The organism is Treponema denticola, assembly GCF_024181605.1.
In the GTDB taxonomy this organism is placed as follows: domain Bacteria; phylum Spirochaetota; class Spirochaetia; order Treponematales; family Treponemataceae; genus Treponema_B; species Treponema_B denticola_B.
Genome location: NZ_CP054477.1, coordinates 1,372,407 through 1,389,487 on the forward strand (window position 1 = coordinate 1,372,407; position 17,081 = coordinate 1,389,487).

The 17,081-nt window shown below is 37.0% G+C and carries 13 protein-coding genes; 1 reads left to right on the forward strand and 12 read right to left on the reverse strand.

Translation table 11 applies throughout. The features are described 5' to 3' along the window. Nucleotides 1-41: 41 nt before the first annotated feature. The 11 genes from mfd to E4N80_RS06480 form a co-directional block, all read right to left on the reverse strand. Nucleotides 42-3,509: a transcription-repair coupling factor gene (gene mfd / locus E4N80_RS06430; RefSeq protein WP_253701034.1), complete on the reverse strand. Its 3,468-nt coding sequence runs from the start codon at nucleotides 3,507-3,509 to the stop codon at nucleotides 42-44. Further along, on the reverse strand, nucleotides 3,510-4,190 hold the full coding sequence (locus tag E4N80_RS06435) for a tetratricopeptide repeat protein (protein WP_253701035.1): 681 nt from the start codon (nucleotides 4,188-4,190) through the stop codon (nucleotides 3,510-3,512). Between the two features lie 65 nt (nucleotides 4,191-4,255). Further along, on the reverse strand, nucleotides 4,256-5,323 hold the full coding sequence (locus E4N80_RS06440; RefSeq protein WP_253701036.1) for a flagellar motor switch protein FliG: 1,068 nt from the start codon (nucleotides 5,321-5,323) through the stop codon (nucleotides 4,256-4,258). Nucleotides 5,324-5,403: 80 nt separating this feature from the next. Beyond that, nucleotides 5,404-7,527 carry a methyl-accepting chemotaxis protein gene (locus E4N80_RS06445; RefSeq protein ID WP_253701037.1) on the reverse strand — a complete coding sequence of 708 codons (2,124 nt, stop codon included), beginning with the start codon at nucleotides 7,525-7,527 and terminating at the stop codon, nucleotides 5,404-5,406. Between the two features lie 6 nt (nucleotides 7,528-7,533). After that, a complete protein-coding gene (locus E4N80_RS06450; protein WP_253698345.1) occupies nucleotides 7,534-8,844 on the reverse strand; it encodes an ABC transporter substrate-binding protein in 1,311 nt (436 codons plus the stop codon). A 120-nt stretch (nucleotides 8,845-8,964) separates the two neighbouring features. Next, nucleotides 8,965-9,738 (reverse strand): DeoR/GlpR family DNA-binding transcription regulator, encoded by a 774-nt coding sequence (locus tag E4N80_RS06455; RefSeq protein WP_253698346.1) that lies wholly within the window; start codon nucleotides 9,736-9,738, stop codon nucleotides 8,965-8,967. A gap of 161 nt (nucleotides 9,739-9,899) precedes the next feature. Beyond that, the gene (locus E4N80_RS06460; protein ID WP_253698347.1) at nucleotides 9,900-11,057 is read right to left on the reverse strand and encodes a UxaA family hydrolase; all 1,158 of its coding nucleotides are present in this window, start codon (nucleotides 11,055-11,057) and stop codon (nucleotides 9,900-9,902) included. After that, entirely contained in the window at nucleotides 11,054-11,359 is a 306-nt protein-coding gene (locus tag E4N80_RS06465) for a UxaA family hydrolase (RefSeq protein WP_253698348.1), read from the reverse strand. The genes E4N80_RS06460 and E4N80_RS06465 overlap by 4 nt, the downstream gene beginning before the upstream one ends. 19 nt (nucleotides 11,360-11,378) lie before the next feature. Beyond that, nucleotides 11,379-12,347 carry a 4-hydroxythreonine-4-phosphate dehydrogenase PdxA gene (gene pdxA / locus E4N80_RS06470; RefSeq protein ID WP_253716067.1) on the reverse strand — a complete coding sequence of 323 codons (969 nt, stop codon included), beginning with the start codon at nucleotides 12,345-12,347 and terminating at the stop codon, nucleotides 11,379-11,381. Then, complete coding sequence (locus E4N80_RS06475) at nucleotides 12,344-13,579, reverse strand: four-carbon acid sugar kinase family protein (protein WP_253698350.1); 1,236 nt, start codon at nucleotides 13,577-13,579, stop codon at nucleotides 12,344-12,346. The genes pdxA and E4N80_RS06475 overlap by 4 nt, the downstream gene beginning before the upstream one ends. Next, a complete protein-coding gene (locus E4N80_RS06480; protein ID WP_253698351.1) occupies nucleotides 13,563-14,516 on the reverse strand; it encodes a 2-keto-3-deoxygluconate permease in 954 nt (317 codons plus the stop codon). Before E4N80_RS06480 ends, E4N80_RS06475 begins: the two co-directional genes overlap by 17 nt. A gap of 186 nt (nucleotides 14,517-14,702) precedes the next feature. Here E4N80_RS06480 and E4N80_RS06485 point away from each other — a divergent pair, with 186 nt between their 5' ends. Beyond that, nucleotides 14,703-15,404 carry a DNA alkylation repair protein gene (locus tag E4N80_RS06485; protein ID WP_253698352.1) on the forward strand — a complete coding sequence of 234 codons (702 nt, stop codon included), beginning with the start codon at nucleotides 14,703-14,705 and terminating at the stop codon, nucleotides 15,402-15,404. Here the strand turns inward: E4N80_RS06485 and E4N80_RS06490 are convergent. Then, nucleotides 15,401-17,020, reverse strand: coding sequence for a transglutaminase domain-containing protein (locus tag E4N80_RS06490; protein WP_253698353.1), 1,620 nt, complete (start codon nucleotides 17,018-17,020; stop codon nucleotides 15,401-15,403). The genes E4N80_RS06485 and E4N80_RS06490 overlap by 4 nt on opposite strands. Nucleotides 17,021-17,081: the final 61 nt, after the last annotated feature.

Below are 17,081 nucleotides of genomic sequence, written 5' to 3' on the forward strand. Positions count from 1 at the left end.
TTTGTTTAAATTTTGCAAGAAAAATTCCTACAGAAAAATTCCTACATCAAGCTGCCGAGTTTTTCGCGGATGAATTCGCTTTTTTCTTTTAAGCCGATTTTGCCGGTTTGGAGGATGAGGACATTCGGGGCTTTAGGGTCAAGGCTTACACGGCCTGCGGATTCTTTTATCATACGCAAAAGTTTATCTACAGAGATTTTTGATACACGGGCAAACTCGATGCGGACGGCAGCCTTTCTTTCTTTTAGGCTTGCAATCGAAAGATGATTGCAAATAATTTTTATTTCGGAAAGAGCCAAAAGACTTTCCACTTCGGAGGGGGCCGGACCGAAGCGGTCAAGAATTTCGGAGTAGACTCTGTCGAGGTCTCCCTGCACCTTAACGGCTGCAATTTTTTTATAAACTTCCATTTTGGTTTCGGGACTTGAAATATAGGAATCGGGAATAAAACCCGAATACTCAAGCTCGATAACGGATTCTTGAACAGGTTCATAATCTTGGTTTTGAAGTTTTTGAACAGCCTCGTCCAAAAGACGCAAATATAAATCAAAGCCTACGGAATAAATATCTCCCGATTGTTCCCTGCCCAAAAGATTTCCGGCTCCTCTTATTTCCATATCCTTCATCGCAATCTTAAAACCGGAACCGAGCTCGGTAAAGTCTGAAATAACTTGCAATCTTTTCATAGCAATTTCGGAAAGAGCCTTATCGTCAGGATATAAAAGATAGGCATAGGCCTTTTTGTCGGAGCGGCCTACCCTTCCCCTCAACTGATAAAGCTGGGAAACGCCGTACATGTCGGCTCGGTCTATAATGATGGTATTGGCATTCGGAATGTCGATGCCGTTTTCGATAATGGTGGTCGCAATTAAAACTTGAAAACCGCCCAAACTAAAGCGCTCAAAAATTTCTTCCAGTTGATTTGGAGGCATTTGGCCGTGTGCCGTTTCAATCATAATTTCAGGCAAAAGAGATTGAAGCATAAAAAGAGTTTCATCCAAACTTTCAACCCTGTTATGAAGATAAAAAACCTGCCCGCCTCTCTCCGATTCCCGTCTTATAACTTCGGCAACTTTTTCCGCATTGAACTCAGCGATAACCGTTTCAACAGGTTTTCTGTTTTGAGGAGGAGTTGCAATTACACTCATGTCCCTTATTTTTAAAAGCGACATGTGAAGGGTTCGCGGAATAGGAGTTGCAGAAAGGGAAAGACAGTCCACATTGTGCTTCATCTGTTTTAATCTTTCCTTATCCTTAACACCGAAGCGTTGTTCTTCATCAACAATCATCAAACCCAAATCCTTAAAGACAACATCTTTTTGAATTATGCGGTGAGTTCCTATTAAAATATCCACTTCGCCTTTTTTTAATTTTTCCAAAACTTTTTTTTGTTCCCCCTTTGGAACAAAGCGGGAAAGACGGGCTAACTTTACGGGGAAGTTTTTAAACCTCTTGTCCAAGGTTTCAAAATGCTGTTCGGTCAAAATAGTTGTAGGCGATAAAAAGGCAACCTGCTTGCCGCTCATAACGGCCTTAAAGGCGGCCCGCATTGCAACTTCGGTTTTACCGTAACCTACATCTCCGCAGATAAGCCTATCCATAGGAACAGGCTTTTCCATGTCCTCTTTTACCTCAGCGATGCAGGTAAGCTGGTCATCGGTTTCTTCATAAGGAAAAGCCGCTTCAAAGGCTGTCTGCCATTCATCATCTTTTTGAAAAGCAAAGCCCGTACTCGCCTTTCTTTTAGAATAAAGGTCAATGAGTTTTGCGGCTATATCTTCAACCGATTTTTTGACCTTGTTCTTTCTATTCTCCCAAGACTTTGAGCCGAGGATATCGAGATGAGGAGCCTCTCCTTCATTTCCTATATAACGCTGAACAAGGTCGGCCTGCTCAATCGGAATAAAAACGGTTTCATCATTTGCATATAAAAGATTTATATAGTCCCTTTCCGTATCTAAAATTTTAACGCGTTCGATACCGCGGAATTTTCCTATGCCGTAATTTACATGAACAACATAGTCTCCCGGATTTAATTCGATAAATGTATCGATAACCGAACTCTTTGCAGTCTTTACAGATTTTGGAATTCTTCGGCGGCGGCCGAAAATTTCGTTTTCGTGGATTACCAAAATTTTTAGATCAGGAATACCGAAACCGCCTGAAAGGTTATAAGGTAAAATTTTTATTCTGTCTTCGTGCAAAATCTCTTCGATACGGAGAGCTTGATTATAGCTTTCGGCAAATACGAAGATAGACCAATCATCATTTAAAAGACTATTTAATTCTTCGCGTAAATAAACTATGTTCCCGAAAAAACTGCGGGGCGGATCGGTTTTAAATTTAAGAGTTTTATTTTTATCTTCTTGCTCGGCTAAGGTTCTAAAATAAATAGACTTATTATATTTTTGTACATTGCTTTCAAATTGAAGTAAGATGCGTTGAGGTTCGGGATATTCAGAAATAAGGGCTTTTCGTTTTTCATTTTCGTCAAATTGAGTTTTTGTTTTTTTATAAAGCCCCATATATTCTCTAAGTAAAATTTCCGAAGAATTTTTTTGCCTGTCATAGTCCGAATAAAAAACAGGAATCTTATTTAATTCCGCATATTCTAAAACGGAAGAAGATTTTTGAAATGCAAGAGGATAAAAAATTTCTTCTCCTTCAAAGGTTTTATATTCTTTTAAGGCATCAATAATTTTTAAAATACTTTCAGAAAATTCCGAATAGGTTTTTAAATTTTTTTCCAAGCAGTCAATACGCTCATCATTCCAAATTACTTCTTTTACGGGATAGAAGTTAATTTTTTTATATTCTTCTAAAGAACCTTGGCTTGCTATATCAAAGCTCTTTATTTTTTCTACCTTATCAAAATCAAATTGAATTCGGTAAGCCGTTTTTTCAGAGCCCGAATTGGAAGCTAGGCAGATATCCAAGACCTCTCCCCTCAGAGCAAATTCACCTCTCACGCTTACACGCGGAACTCTTATATAACCCCAAAGAGTTAAAAGCTCTGCAAGGCTTAAAATATCAAGGCTTGAACCTGCAGCAATTCCTACCTTATTTTGTTTTAAATAATCGGCCGGAGGAACCGGAGTTAAAAAGGAACGCTGGCAAGTGATAAAAACCGGAGGTTTGTTTTTTGTATAGGATTCATTCCCGGATTCAAGCAATCGGATCAGCACTTCGGCTCGTTCGGAAAACACAGGTGCCGTCGGCGAAATAGGCCTATAGGCAAGAGAGCCCCACCAAGGCAATACAAAATTTTCTATTCCGGAAAAATCCAAGTCGGCTCTTACAGCCTCCGCTTCCTTTTCGGTCGGAACTACCACGAGGACAGGTTTACGGATTTTGTACAAATATTCCGTTAAAAAAAATCCGAATAGACCTCCGGAAATTCCTGTAATGTTGTAGGGATAAGAATTTTCATCTATCTCATCGAAGGCATTTTTCATGTCCTTCCATGAGCGGATAGAATTTTGTAAGGAATCTATTAGAGGCTGAGGCATTTAAATCTTTACACGTTTGAGGGCTTCGGCTGCTTCCTTAAACTCGGGGCGGAGTTTTACTGCCGTTTGATAGGCTGCAATCGCACCTTCTTTTTCTCCGGCCGCTTCACGGACAATTCCCAGCCTATACCACCAAAGAGAATTGGAAGGCTCCAAGTGCACTGAAATGGAATAAGCAATATCGGCTTTGTGATATTTTTTTGTATTTCGGTAAATCTCTCCGACAAAAAAGTGGGCAACGCTTATACGCTCGCCATTGGGAGCCATCTCGATATACATTTCCATATTCCGCAACGCATCTTTATAATTCCCAAGGAAAAACTGAGCCTCTGCCAAGGTTTCGATAATTCTGGCATCCCTCCCGATTTTTAAGGCATCACTACATACCAGTTCGGTGTCCTTATATCGGCCCAATCGAAAAAGGCACCATGTATATACGGCATAAGAATCCATATTCTTAGAATTTACCTTTAATTCGTTACGGCAAATTTCTATGGCGGATAGATAAGCGGCTCTTGCATCTTCACGCCTTCCTATGGAATCAAGGCTTCGGCCCTGCCTGTAAAGCTTTAGAGCATCAGGTTTATCTTGTGCAAAAAGAATACCGGCCTGTGTAAAAAAAAGGCCTGCAGCAAAAATAAAAGTCAATAGAATAAATTTAAAACGTTTTCCGGTTATCATAATTTTCTCCATCCATTATTTTACATAAATTTTTATTTTATTCAATCGGGGGAATCGAACAGAACCTAATACACAAACTTATCGTCTTCATCTTTTACTATAATAACTCTTCCCCGCTCTGCTTCATTTTTCACTCGGGCTAAAAAGTGGTCAACGGTATTATTTAGATCACGCTTTAGAACAGGTCCCATGTACTGCTCTTCATCGAGAACCAAGGCAGCACGGCTTTTAGACATATTCGCCAAGATTACCTTTCTAAATTCTTCACTTTGATTATGTATCAAAAGAGCCAATTCTTTATCGGTCATAGGAGAAATTAGATATTGAATGTGCTTTGGATTCATATTTATAACATCATCAAGGGTAACAAGTTTTCGTTTTATAGTTTCGGTTAAATTTTCATCCTCAAGATCAAGAGAATCCAAAATACTCGAGCCGGTCTCATAATCCAGTTTACGCAAAATATCGGCCAATACGGAAACACCGTCAACCGAGCTTGTGCGGTTTAAATTTACATCGGCAAGTTTCTTTTTTAAGGCCTCACTTACCTGAGTAAGAACTTCAGCATCTATCTTTTTAAGTTTTGCAAGGCGTAAGATGATGTCTTTTTTTTCGTCTTCATCTTCGATGGAGCTTATATAGGCTGCAGCCTGCTTAGGTTCCAATTGAGAAAGAACTATGGCCTTTGTAGCCGGAAGCTCGCCTTGTAATATTCGGCTCAGGCGATCCTTATCCATACCTTCAAGATACTCAAAAGGTTTAGGCATTTTAGGAGGCACGGCAGTTTCAAGAATCTCTTCTGCCCTGGCCTCGCCGAAGGCTTCGGTTAAAATAGTCTTAGCCGTATCGACACCGCCTAAAAGATTTTTGTTTTTATTGTAGATATCGTTAAATTCATTTAGAATATCATAGGCTTCTTTTTTATCTATCGATTGAACCGTAACAAGCTCTGCTACAACCTTGTCTATCTGCTCCTTGGTTAGCTGCCTTAAAACATCGGCAGCCTGCTCCGCCCCGATTATAAAAAGGAATTTGGCAACTCTCTTATAAGGACTCTCTTTTCCGGCACTTTTTTCATCTATAGGAACCTTTATAAGACCATTCTTTAACATTTGACTTTCGATATCACTCATAAAAACCTCAAGAGCTATTATAGCACGGATTAGCCTAAAAAGGCAAGAGTAAAAGAGCGATGTAAATTTTTCAAGCTGCCCTATACTTTAAATTTATTAACCTCAAATGCCAGATTTTCAATGCTGATTTTATTTTTTTGTGTAATTTCATTGACTTCCTTCATGGCATTACTTATCTGAACGGCACTGCAAGCCATCTCATTCATGCTCAATGTAATTTTCCGGGTTAAGCCGTCTAATTTAGTCATCTCTTCAGCAACCTGTTCTCCGCCCCTTAACATTTCAGCCGAACCGTTACTTACTTCAAAAGTTACGGAATTAATATTTTTTATAGCATTTAAAATTTCTACACCGGCATTTTCCTGCTCACGCATGGACTGGGTTAAAAATTCACTCATAGATTTTACTTGTTCGGAAAAACTAAAAATTAAACTGAATTTTTCTTCAGCCGTTTTAGAAGATACTGACAAGGAATCGATTTCGCCGCTTAAGGCTTTAAGCGTTGCTGTAATTGTTTTTCCCTGTGCACTTGACTCTTCAGCTAATTTTCTGATTTCGTCGGCAACTACGGCAAATCCTTTTCCGGCTTCTCCTGCATGAGCTGCTTCAATGGCCGCATTCATAGCCAAAAGATTTGTTTGACTTGCAATATGCTCAATAACACTGCTTGCCTCTAAAAGACCGCCAGATTCTTCCGCAATTTTTTGAGTTACTCTATTTGATTTGGAAACAATTTCTTTTCCGTCCTCAGTCGATTCGGCAAGTGTCTTAATAAGATTATCGGTCTTTTCCAAGGTTTGAGTTATGGAAGCAATATTGGCAGTCATCTGTTCTATTGAAGCCGATGAGCGTGAAACGCTTTCAGATTGATTTTCAATTGAAGCATTTAGCTGTTTAATATTTTTGATTATCTGTTCAATTGTTGCAGCCGTTTCCGTAACACTTGTAGCCTGCGTTAAAGCCTGCTGTTTTACGCCGTTAATATTTTCAGTAATTTCATGAACGGAATCTGCTGTCCGGTTCATATTTAGAGCTAGGTCCGATCCGATTTCAGCCATTGAGCGGCTGTTAACTCCTACGGACTGCATTGAACTTCCTATCTTTTCAATTGTTCTATTAAAATATTCAGACAGCTCGGTAATTTCATTATTACCGATTAAAGGCAGTCTTACAGTTAAATCGCCCTCGCCTTGCGAAATATTTTTAAGAACTTCAATTACTTTATTAATCGGTTTAACAATATTGTTTGCAGTAAAAAATCCTATAAGTACCGCAATAACAATACCGCACAAAACAACAACGAGAAAAATATTTAAGAGGTTAGATACATTCTCTGAAATAAATTCGGAAGCAGGAGCCGTTATCAATAATTTCCATCCCGAATATCTCATTGTAGACAGAGCTGAGATATGTTTTACTCCGTTTATTTTAGAAACTTGTACAGCCGATTTTTTTGACTCGAGGGCATCTTTTAAAAATATTGAAAAATCCGTTTTCTCCGAATTTAATATTTCGGAAAAAAAATTTTTATATAAAATTTCCGGCCTACGGCTTCCCAAAATAATTCCTGAAGGGCTGATAAGATAAGCCTGTCCCGTTTCACCGACAATTATATCACTGATTAAATTCGATAAGGAATCGCCTAAAATTGAAGCATTAATAGTTCCCACAATTTTACCCTGTAAATCGCGTAATGGAATTGCAACTATAGAAACATACTTTCTTTTTGTTAAAGACATTTCAGGTTCCGTAATTACATATTTTCCCTTTATGACAGATTTAAACCACTCGGTATTGTTTATCTTTTCAGTTTTACCGTCCGTATTATACAAGACGCCGTCAAGACCGCTTATTCCGAAACTAATCCATCCGCTTTGTTTTAGCATTTGAATTTCATTTTTAAATAAATTAATTTTCTCAGAATAAGGAACAGAGTCATCTTGAATAATCGGCATATTTGAAAATGTATCCAGTTTTTTAAATATTGAATCAGCCCTCTCATTTAAAACTTTAGAAGAACCTTCAGCCAATTCTTTGATAAAATATTCGGTATTACGCATAAGAAAAAAAGAAGCAAGGTATACCGATATTATACACATCACTGTCAAAAGAGATACGGCAAAAAATATAAAAACCGATACCATCTTATTTTTTATTGAAAATAATTTAAATCGTTTATCGATATTTTTGTTTTCTTGTTTCATAATTTTTTATTCTCCCAATGTGCGGTCTGCGTCTTTTACAAAAGAGTTAAGAACATTTTGTATATCTTTACCCGATGAAGCTTCTTTTAATGCCTTATTCCAATACTCACGCATTTTAGAAAATCCGGTTATATTATTATAATATTGGCCGAAAAATTTTTGAAGAACGGAATTATATAATATTTCGTCATCGGAAGTTTCAATTTGAATTTTAGATGTAGCCGGAAATCCTCCCGTAGCCTTTACAAGTTTATAGGCCCAAACCTCATCAGTTGCGGCAAATTTTAAAAACAGTTTTGCCGCTTCTATTTTCTGTTTATCGGAACTTTTAAACACACATGCTCCGCCTGCTAAAAATTCCAGTAAAGGTGCAGAAGAATCATTTGGGAAAGGCATATAAATCGGAGTAAAATCTTTACCCTTATAGTTTCGTTTTCCGTCATACATTTTATTAAGCTGCGGTGAATATAAAATAGTGTGAGCTGCCTTTGATTCGGCAAACATAGAAATTGCATCATTGGAAGTAAGCTCTGCACCATCAAGCAAAAGGCCTTCTCTCATTGCATTAATAGTCCACTTCAAATTTTTTACGGCTTGAGAAGAATTAAAAATATATTTTGAATAGTCTTCATTTAAAAGATTGGCATCTCCGAAAAGGTTTACCAAAAAAGCTCTTGTTCCTTGATCACCGCCCATAGTCTTATAATAGAAGACTCCAGGGGTTTTCCCTTTGGGAAGTTTTTCTTTTAAAGATTTAAGAAGGGTCTCATATTCGGCTACGGTCCAGCACCGATCTAAGCGTTTGTAGGGTAAAAGATCTATGAGCCCCAAATCTTCAAGCATCTCTTTATTAAAAGCCATAGAAAAAGGGCCTCCGTACATGGGATACATGTACGAACGCCTGTCTTTACCGGCTGAAATTTCCAAAAGCCCTGTGGTAATATAGGGCTTTTCGGTTGCAAGAACATCATCTAACGGTTCCAATAAACCTCTGTCCGCCCAAGCAAGAATACGGCCGGGTGCGTCATAAATGACATCCGGAGCCTTGCCTTCAGCTATGGCAGCTTCGATTTTTGCCTCACCATCTGCAAAGCTTATAAGCGTAAAATTAACCTTAATGCCGGGATATTCTTTTTGAAATGCCTCTATAAGACTTTTTTCAAAACCGCCGCCTTCTCCTGTTTCAGACGTAAAATTGGGAAAGCTCCAAAATTCGATTTCGGCAGTAACCTGCTTTCTTCCTTTGTTTGTACATCCTGCAAGAATTAAAAAAGACATACACAAAAATAAAATTTTCACTGCAAAAGATTTTTTCATATATTTATATACCGGATTCTCCTTAATAGTCATATTCTATACATATATCTTAATTATGGTCAAGTAGGCCTTCACAGAACATGATATTTTCGGAAATTTTTCTATATTATTAAGCTGGCTTTATGGCTTTATCGAAAGCCATTCTATCTTATATTTTTTTATATAGTTTTTTTCGGATAGGCCTATTTTTTTATCCGTAATAATATAATGAAAATCTTTTAAATCACAAATTTTGTATAATTTTGATTTTTTGAATTTACTGCTATCTGCCAATAAAAATCTTTGTTGCGATTTTTCTATATATGTTCTTTTTAACTCAACCTTCGCTATATTTGGAGTCCGAATCTCAAATTTATCGCTAATAGATTGGGTTCCTACAAAGCAGGCATCTATTTCAAAATCTTTAAGCATAGAAACAGCCATAGATCCACAGGTCAAAATATTTTCATTTTCAATAATACCGCCTAGCACTACAATCTGAAAGAATTGTTTTTCTGCTAAAACACAAGCTATCTTTAAATCATTAGTTATAATAACTAAATCTTTAAGTGAACTTTCTACTAAAAATTTAGCAAGTTCATAATTTGTAGTGCCTGCATCAAGAAGGATTGTCATTCCATTTTTAATAAATAACAAAGCCTCTGCCGCAATCTTTTTTTTTACCGGCAAATTTTCCTTTTTTCTTGTCGAATATAATTTATCATGTGACAAAGATTCTTTTGAAAGTGCCCCGCCGTAACTTTTTAAGAGTAATCCCTTTTCTTCAAGAATACTCAAATCTCTTCTAATAGTCATAGGCGTTACTTTAAATTTTTCTGAAAGGTCCTTTACATTTAATTTTCCATATCTGTTTAAATCTTTTAAAATTAATTCTAATCTTTCTTCGACATACATAAATAATTCCTGTTTACCATTTTTATAATTATAGCATATTTTTTCTTGTTATAGAATATAATTATGTACAATAAACAACACTTAAATGCAATAACCTAGTCAAAATATTAAAAATTTACCTTAAAATATGAAAATATTAAGTATTTAAAAAAGTCTTATGTTTAAAAAGTCGATGCTAATCTAAGAACTCCAAACTCCTTATGTTTCAAAGCTTCAGCTTTCGTTATTTTTCCATTACACACATGTAAAATTTCTTCAAATAATCTTTCTCCGGCATCATGGATAGATTCTTTACCAAGAATAATATCGGAAACATCAAAATCTATATTATCCTGCATCGCTTCAAAAGTATTCTTATTACCGGTAAGCTTAATTACCGGAGCAATAGGATTCCCTGTCGGACTGCCTCGGCCTGTAGTAAAAATAATAACTTGAGCCCCTCCAGCTACCATACCTGTAATCGATTCAATATCCTGTCCAGGTGTATCCATTATAAATAAGCCATGAGAGTCCGGAATATCGGCATAATCCAACACGCCTTGAAATTCTTTAGTTCCTGATTTATGAATACAACCTAAAGATTTTTCCTCTATAGTAGTAAGTCCTCCAACAATATTTCCGGGTGTAGGCTGACTGCCGCGAATATCAACCCCAAGACTCATTGCCTTCTTTTCACAGTTACATACCAATTCCAAAATTTTCTTCGATATTTCTTCCGTTTTTCCTCTTTTGGCAACAACATGCTCTGCTCCAATAAATTCAGTCGTTTCAGATAATATACTTGTTCCGCCCAGTTCCACCATTTTATCGGAGCAAATGCCGCAAGTGGGATTAGACGCAAGTCCCGATGTCGTATCGGAACCGCCGCATTCCATACCTAAAATAATCTCGGAGATATCACAGAATTCTTTTTGAATAGAGGAAATTTCTTGAACAAATTTTCTGGCAATAGATACACCCTTTGCATAAGCGTTCAATGTTCCTTTTTCTCCCTGAATTGTCAACATTTCTACAGGTTTTCCGGATTCCTTAATACTTTCATAAATGTCTAAAGGTTCAAGACCTTCACAACCTAAGCCGACTACCAATACAGCTCCGACATTGGGGTGTAAACATGTATTGACAATCGTTTTTCTTGTCAAAGTAAAATCAACACCTAATTGACAGCATCCATATGTATTATTGATGAATGTGGTTCCTTCAACAGCTCTTGAAATATCTTCAGCAACCTTATTTGAACATACGCTAGTTGCCAAAACCAGTACATGATTTCTAATACCTACCTTACCGTCTTTTCTTCTATAACCCATGAATTTCATTTTAAATCTCCTCTTCCTCTTTTACTTTCCAAATTTTGAATATGAACATGTTGACCGATTAAAATATCTTTAGTAGCTCTGCCGATACTTTCCCCATATTTAATTACATCATTTTTACACGCAATATCTCTTACAGCAGCTTTATGCCCGAAAGGGATGGCATCTTTTAAAACAAATTCCTTTAAAAGTTTTTTCCCCGATAAATATCTTACCGTTTCTCCCTTTTTTAGATCAGTTATAGCCGTAACAACATCATCTTTATCGGTAATAATAATTGCATTTATGATTTTATTTTCTTCCATATTGTTTACTCCTGTTTTATTATATAAATTTCTTTCCGGCTCTCAAGGCATAGAATAAATCCTCTTCGTTTGCGATTCCTTTCCCTGCAATATCAAATGCAGTTCCGTGATCAACGGATGTTCTAACAATCGGCAGACCTAAAGTAATATTTACTCCATTACCAAAAGCCAATAGTTTTAATGGAATATGCCCCTGATCATGATACATTGCAACTACAATATCATAATCACCGTTATAAGCTTTTAAAAATACAACATCAGGTGAAATAGGACCATCTACATTCCAGCCTTTTTTTTTCGCCTTATCTATTGCGGGAATAATTTGTTCTATTTCTTCACGCCCGAAAAGGCCGGACTCACCGCTATGCGGATTTAATCCTGCCACGGCAATTCTTGGAGTTTTAACTCCCATCTTCTGTAAACCTTGCTGGGCCAACTCAATTGTATCAAAAACTCTTTCTTTTGTAGCTCTCTCACAAGCATTTTTTAATGAGCAATGAGTCGATACATGAATTACCGATAATTTTTCACTCCATAGCATCATTGCATATTTTTTAGTGTTTGTTAATTTAGCAAAGATTTCCGTATGACCCTCATAAGCATAGCCTCCTTTATTTAAAGCTTCTTTATTCAGCGGAGCAGTTACCACTGCTTTTATTCTACCATTCAATGCATCTTTAATGGCTTTCTCTACATACAAATAAGCACATCTTCCGCATATTTCAGACACATTTCCTATGGATATACTGTTTATATCCAAATCGACTACATTTATAATATTGATTTTTCCTTTTTGAAATTCATGCGGGTTTGTTATCAGAGAAAAATCAGAGGTAAGATTTAATATATTTTTATAATATTCGAGTATAGATATACTTCCATACAGAATAACCGAATCTTTGTACTCTTCATATTTATCCAATACTTTCAAAGATATTTCAGGCCCTATCCCTGCCGGATCACCTATGGTAATTCCCAAATAATTCAAATCATCACCTCTTTCATTTTAAACATACACCTATCGATAGTATCCTCTTCACCAAAGGAACCTGCTTTTGTCGTTATAACAAGCCCCTTGTATACCCCATCCAATAATCGTGAAACAATAACACCAGGTGAAACTTCATGTAAAATTTCAACACCTTGTGCATTTAAATTATGCATAATAGATATTGCAGTATCACCTCCCGTTAAAAAAAGACTTCCGATTTCTGAATCGGAAAGTATTTTTTTTGTAATCGCGCCCAATATGTTTCTAACAATACCTGCCATCTCTTGTTTAGTGATACCTTTCTTCATTCCATAATGGACAACCTCATCGAAAGATTTTTTAGAAAAACAAGATGTAATAATTAGATCCTGATTCTTCCGTAATACTGAAACGGCATTTTCACACACGGAATCATAAATACCTGATTCCAAAATCTTAGGAATATCAAGTTCTAATATATACCGCCCCTGTTTTTTTGCATAATTTAACTGTTCAATACTTTTTTGACTGGTACTGCCGACAATTAGCAGTGAAGGCTTTTGCGGATGTAAAACATTAAAAATTCCTTCAGCCAAACCTGCCGAACCGATCCATAATGTTTTTTTAATATTTGATAATCCGAGTTTTGCTATTTGCTCCATATCTTCAACAGTGTTTGCATCAAATGTATAATACGAGCAATCGTTATTTATAACCGTATCTTTTGAATACAGTTCGGTTAAACTTATATGCCGCACGGAACTCTTTGAAATTTCTTTTAATATATCAGTTATGTTATCGGATTTTATAGGATTTATAGGGTCTCTTACAAACTCGGTTTCCATAAGTCTTGTATCATTTATTTTCTGAATTCCATCTTGAGTAGTTCTACCCATTCTTGGAAGAGCCGGGGCAAACAAAACTATCTCAGGTTTATATACTTCCAATATAGCTAAAACCTCATCTACAATATTACCTCGTAACGCTGAATCTACTTTCTTATAAACTATATCAAATTTATATTTAGAAACTAATTCTGAAATATTATATTTTAGTTTTTTGTAAGCATCTTGTTTTGGTATGGCTCTAGTTTCAGTATCAAACACCAGACACTTATCGCCGTCATCAACGGAAGATGGAGAAAAAATAACTTTGGTTGCAAATCCTCTTTTTTTTAACTGAACTCCTGTATCGTTTGCGCCGGTAAAATCATCAGCAATGATTAAATATTTGCTATTCCTGTTTTTCATAATGTCTTTTTTCCCGTTTTGACAATATGGAAACTAACAATGGACATAAAATAGCTGTTACGATAATAGCAGCGGCAATCTGTGCAGTAGAAACTTCAACATACGGCAATAAATTAGAATCTGCTAAGGCCAAAACAGCAGGGGTTCCGACAGCGTTTCCGGCAGTAGTTCCTATTGCAGCTGAAACAGCCGTTCTTTTCCCTTTATTGTAAACAGCAGAAATAAAGTAGCCGCCTAAACCGGTCAGTAATGTGCAAACTACTCCAAGAACAATTCCAGGAAGTCCTGCTCCCACAATAGACTTAAGATCCAAACCGGCACCTAAAGGAAATGCAAAAAAGGGTATCAAAACAACAGTACCCTTAGCCAAAAATTTTCTCATATCTTCGTCTAAATTTCCCAAAATAAATCCGAAAACAATAGGAACCAAAACAGACACAAAAGCAATAAACGGAATATTAGCTATTCCCGTTATCCCAAAAGCTAGCATAGTAAAAAAGGGGCCGTCATTTAGTGATAAAATACTTACAGCACCTACATCGGATGAATCTCCATACTCACCGGCAAGAGCAGCGTACAGTCCTCCATTTGAATTTGTAAGAGCAGCAACGATAGCAAGCGGAGTGATACCTAAAATTCCTGTCATACCGAAAATCTTATTAATAATCCAGCCTATAAAAGCTCCCAAGAAAAATTTGACTGATGTCAAAGCAACCCCTTTTATAAGAGGCCTACCCACCTGCTTTACATTGATTTGAGCACCGTTACATAAAACAAAGAGTGCTATTAATGCTATAGCACCTTTTTTAAACAGTGCAGTTGTAAATCCCCCTATTTCAAGAGCACCTGGAACAAAAGTATTCATAACAGCCCCTATAAGCAAAGGAACAACCATTAAACCGCCTGGAATTTTTTGAATTGACGACAAAATTTTCATAATAACCTCCAAAATTTCACAAAAAAAATATTTGTGCTTTTATGTTCTTTTATGTGTTTTTATGTGCTTTAATTTATGCTAACACAGCTTTCCAGATCTGTCAAGTAAAATTTTAAAATTTTAAAATAATTTTCCCAAACATCCTTCTCCTCGACAAAAATAAAAAAAAGCGGTATAATAACTTCGATGAAAACTAAACAAACACTAATCCAAACTAAACTTTTTTCATTTGAAGATAAAAATTACAAAGACTTCAATAAAAAGCTGATTCCCAATATTGACGAAAATACGATGATAGGCATCAGAACTCCCGTCCTGCGTAAATTTGCAAAAGAGTTTTTTAAGACCGAGCCGGAACAAGTTTCGGACTTTATGAAGGATGTACCTCACAAATATTTTGAAGAAAACAACCTGCACGGCTTTTTTATCGAAAACATAAAAGATTTTAATGAAGTGCTAAAAGAGACCGAAAAATTTTTGCCCTACATCGACAACTGGGCAACCTGCGACAGCTTTTCTCCTAAGATATTCAAAAAGCACCATGAAGAAATTTACAAAAAAATTTTGGTATGGCTAAAATCGAAGCATACCTATACCATTAGGTACGCCATCGGACTTTTATTATCGAATTATCTCGATGAGCATTTTAGACCTGAAATGTTGGAGCTTGTTTCAAAAATCAGATCCGATGAGTACTATGTAAACATGATGATAGCTTGGTATTTTAGCTTTGCCCTCATCAAGCAATACAAAACGGCCCTCCCCTACATCAAAAACAAAAAGCTTGATACCTTTACCCACAACAAGGCTATCCAAAAAGCCATCGAAAGCTACCGCATTCCGAAGGAAGTAAAAGAGCTTTTAAGAGGGATGAAGGTGAAAAACTAATTTTTAGTTTTGCGTATTCGTAGACCTCGCAGTTCCGTATACAATTCCCTTGCTGCATGTGCATCCGGCTGAGCATTTTGTAACAGCTTCTCGGCTTTTTGTATGGCCGTAACAAAATTTCTTCTGTCAGGGTTTTCGGGAATAAAGTAATCTTCAGTTCCGTGATAGTACGCATCTTTCAGTTTTGACAGTAAAAGCTCTACCCGCAATGCAAAAGTTCCGGGCACCTCTCGTTCCGGTTTATCGATTTCATCCTTGAGCGGTTCTGACGGCAATGGAGCCGCACAGATTTTTTGTACGGACGAACCGTCATAACTCATTGCGTACAGGGTGTCAACATCGGTTCCATGGCTTTCGGCATAGTCTATAAAGTAGATTTTTTCTTTGCCGAATTCGATTCGGTGTAGTTTGGCATAATGATCTTTATAGAAAGCGCTATTTGTGTGATACATTTTTTGATACAGCCGTCTCTTATCGCTTCCGTCAAAGCGGCTGCGGTAAATACTCATATCCTCGTACGAAAAATAGTACCAATAGCCTTGATGATAAAACGGATCACTTTTTTTATCGCCGTTACGGAAAATACAATCGGTACTTTCATAGCGGACATCGTTTGCAGCCGGCACCGGAAGGTGTTTTTGATATATCAACGGATGATTTAACGCATCGGCGCCGTAAAAACGGCTGTCCGATGTTAAAAAATATTTTCCCTCGCAGTGTGAGCGCAGATATTGCCCTGCCCATTTGTAATCGTCCCATGTTGCATCTGCATTGTACCATTGACCGTCAAGGTTAATCCGGTTCCACATATGTGCAACGGTTGGTCCCGCATATACGGTTCGCTCTTTTCCTTCTACGCAAACCGTTTGAATCCCTGCGCCGTTCATCAGTTTTTTATAACTGAGACTGTAGTCCTCACATACGCCTTTGCCGTCCAAAAGCGCTCCTACAGCCGTCCTTTGGTATTGCGAACTTGAATTTACTTCATACACAATGTTTTTTTGCAGCTCGCGGTACAAGGCATAACTTATTTCCGCTTGCGACATACTTTCATGTACAACGCTATATAATTCTTCAAGAGCCTCGATAAGCCTTTGATAGTCTGCATCCGCTGCACCGCTTTCAATAAGAAAGGTAAGCTCATACGAAGCTGTTTCGTCTTCATTATCGTTTTTATATTTATATGCAATATCTTTTGACGGCGGCAAATGAAAAAGAAAGAGCGAATTTTCGTCCAGATAATCCAAAAAATCGGAATACAGCTTTTTACATTCGCTTTGTCCATTGCTGTCTGTTTTACAGCTTATGTGCAAATCGCAGACATCGACCGTTTTTTCAAAACGCAGAGCCGCATTTAAAAGGCGTTTAAAAAGTTCTTGTTTTTTTGCTTCGGCACCGGGTGTGCTTTCGGGCGGCGTATGGTTTTCTTCGCCTATTGGCGGAGTTGGAACTTCCGGCGGATTGGAAGGTTTTTGAGGGGGCTTGGGCTGTTGTAAAGCTTTGTCTTCGTTTTCGGGTAAAGCAAGCCTTCTATTTACATTATCCGAACAGGACATGGTGCATAGTATAAGCGCAGTTAAAAAAATATATGCTGTTTGTTTTAGTTGCTTTTTCATAAGTAATTTTAAATATACTGAAAAAACAGATTTTATTCAATATCTCTATCAACCACTCCAT

Bases quoted from the DNA above. Each gene is read 5' to 3' on its own strand.
- E4N80_RS06445 (WP_253701037.1), bottom strand. From the start codon at position 7,527: ATGAAACAAGAAAACAAAAATATCGATAAACGATTTAAATTATTTTCA.
- E4N80_RS06485 (WP_253698352.1), top strand. From the start codon at position 14,703: ATGAAAACTAAACAAACACTAATCCAAACTAAACTTTTTTCATTTGAA.
- E4N80_RS06450 (WP_253698345.1), bottom strand. From the start codon at position 8,844: ATGAAAAAATCTTTTGCAGTGAAAATTTTATTTTTGTGTATGTCTTTT.
- E4N80_RS06475 (WP_253698350.1), bottom strand. From the start codon at position 13,579: ATGAAAAACAGGAATAGCAAATATTTAATCATTGCTGATGATTTTACC.
- mfd (WP_253701034.1), bottom strand. From the start codon at position 3,509: ATGCCTCAGCCTCTAATAGATTCCTTACAAAATTCTATCCGCTCATGG.
- E4N80_RS06440 (WP_253701036.1), bottom strand. From the start codon at position 5,323: ATGAGTGATATCGAAAGTCAAATGTTAAAGAATGGTCTTATAAAGGTT.
- E4N80_RS06465 (WP_253698348.1), bottom strand. From the start codon at position 11,359: ATGGAAGAAAATAAAATCATAAATGCAATTATTATTACCGATAAAGAT.
- E4N80_RS06480 (WP_253698351.1), bottom strand. From the start codon at position 14,516: ATGAAAATTTTGTCGTCAATTCAAAAAATTCCAGGCGGTTTAATGGTT.
- E4N80_RS06435 (WP_253701035.1), bottom strand. From the start codon at position 4,190: ATGATAACCGGAAAACGTTTTAAATTTATTCTATTGACTTTTATTTTT.
- E4N80_RS06455 (WP_253698346.1), bottom strand. From the start codon at position 9,738: ATGTATGTCGAAGAAAGATTAGAATTAATTTTAAAAGATTTAAACAGA.
- E4N80_RS06460 (WP_253698347.1), bottom strand. From the start codon at position 11,057: ATGAAATTCATGGGTTATAGAAGAAAAGACGGTAAGGTAGGTATTAGA.
- E4N80_RS06490 (WP_253698353.1), bottom strand. From the start codon at position 17,020: ATGAAAAAGCAACTAAAACAAACAGCATATATTTTTTTAACTGCGCTT.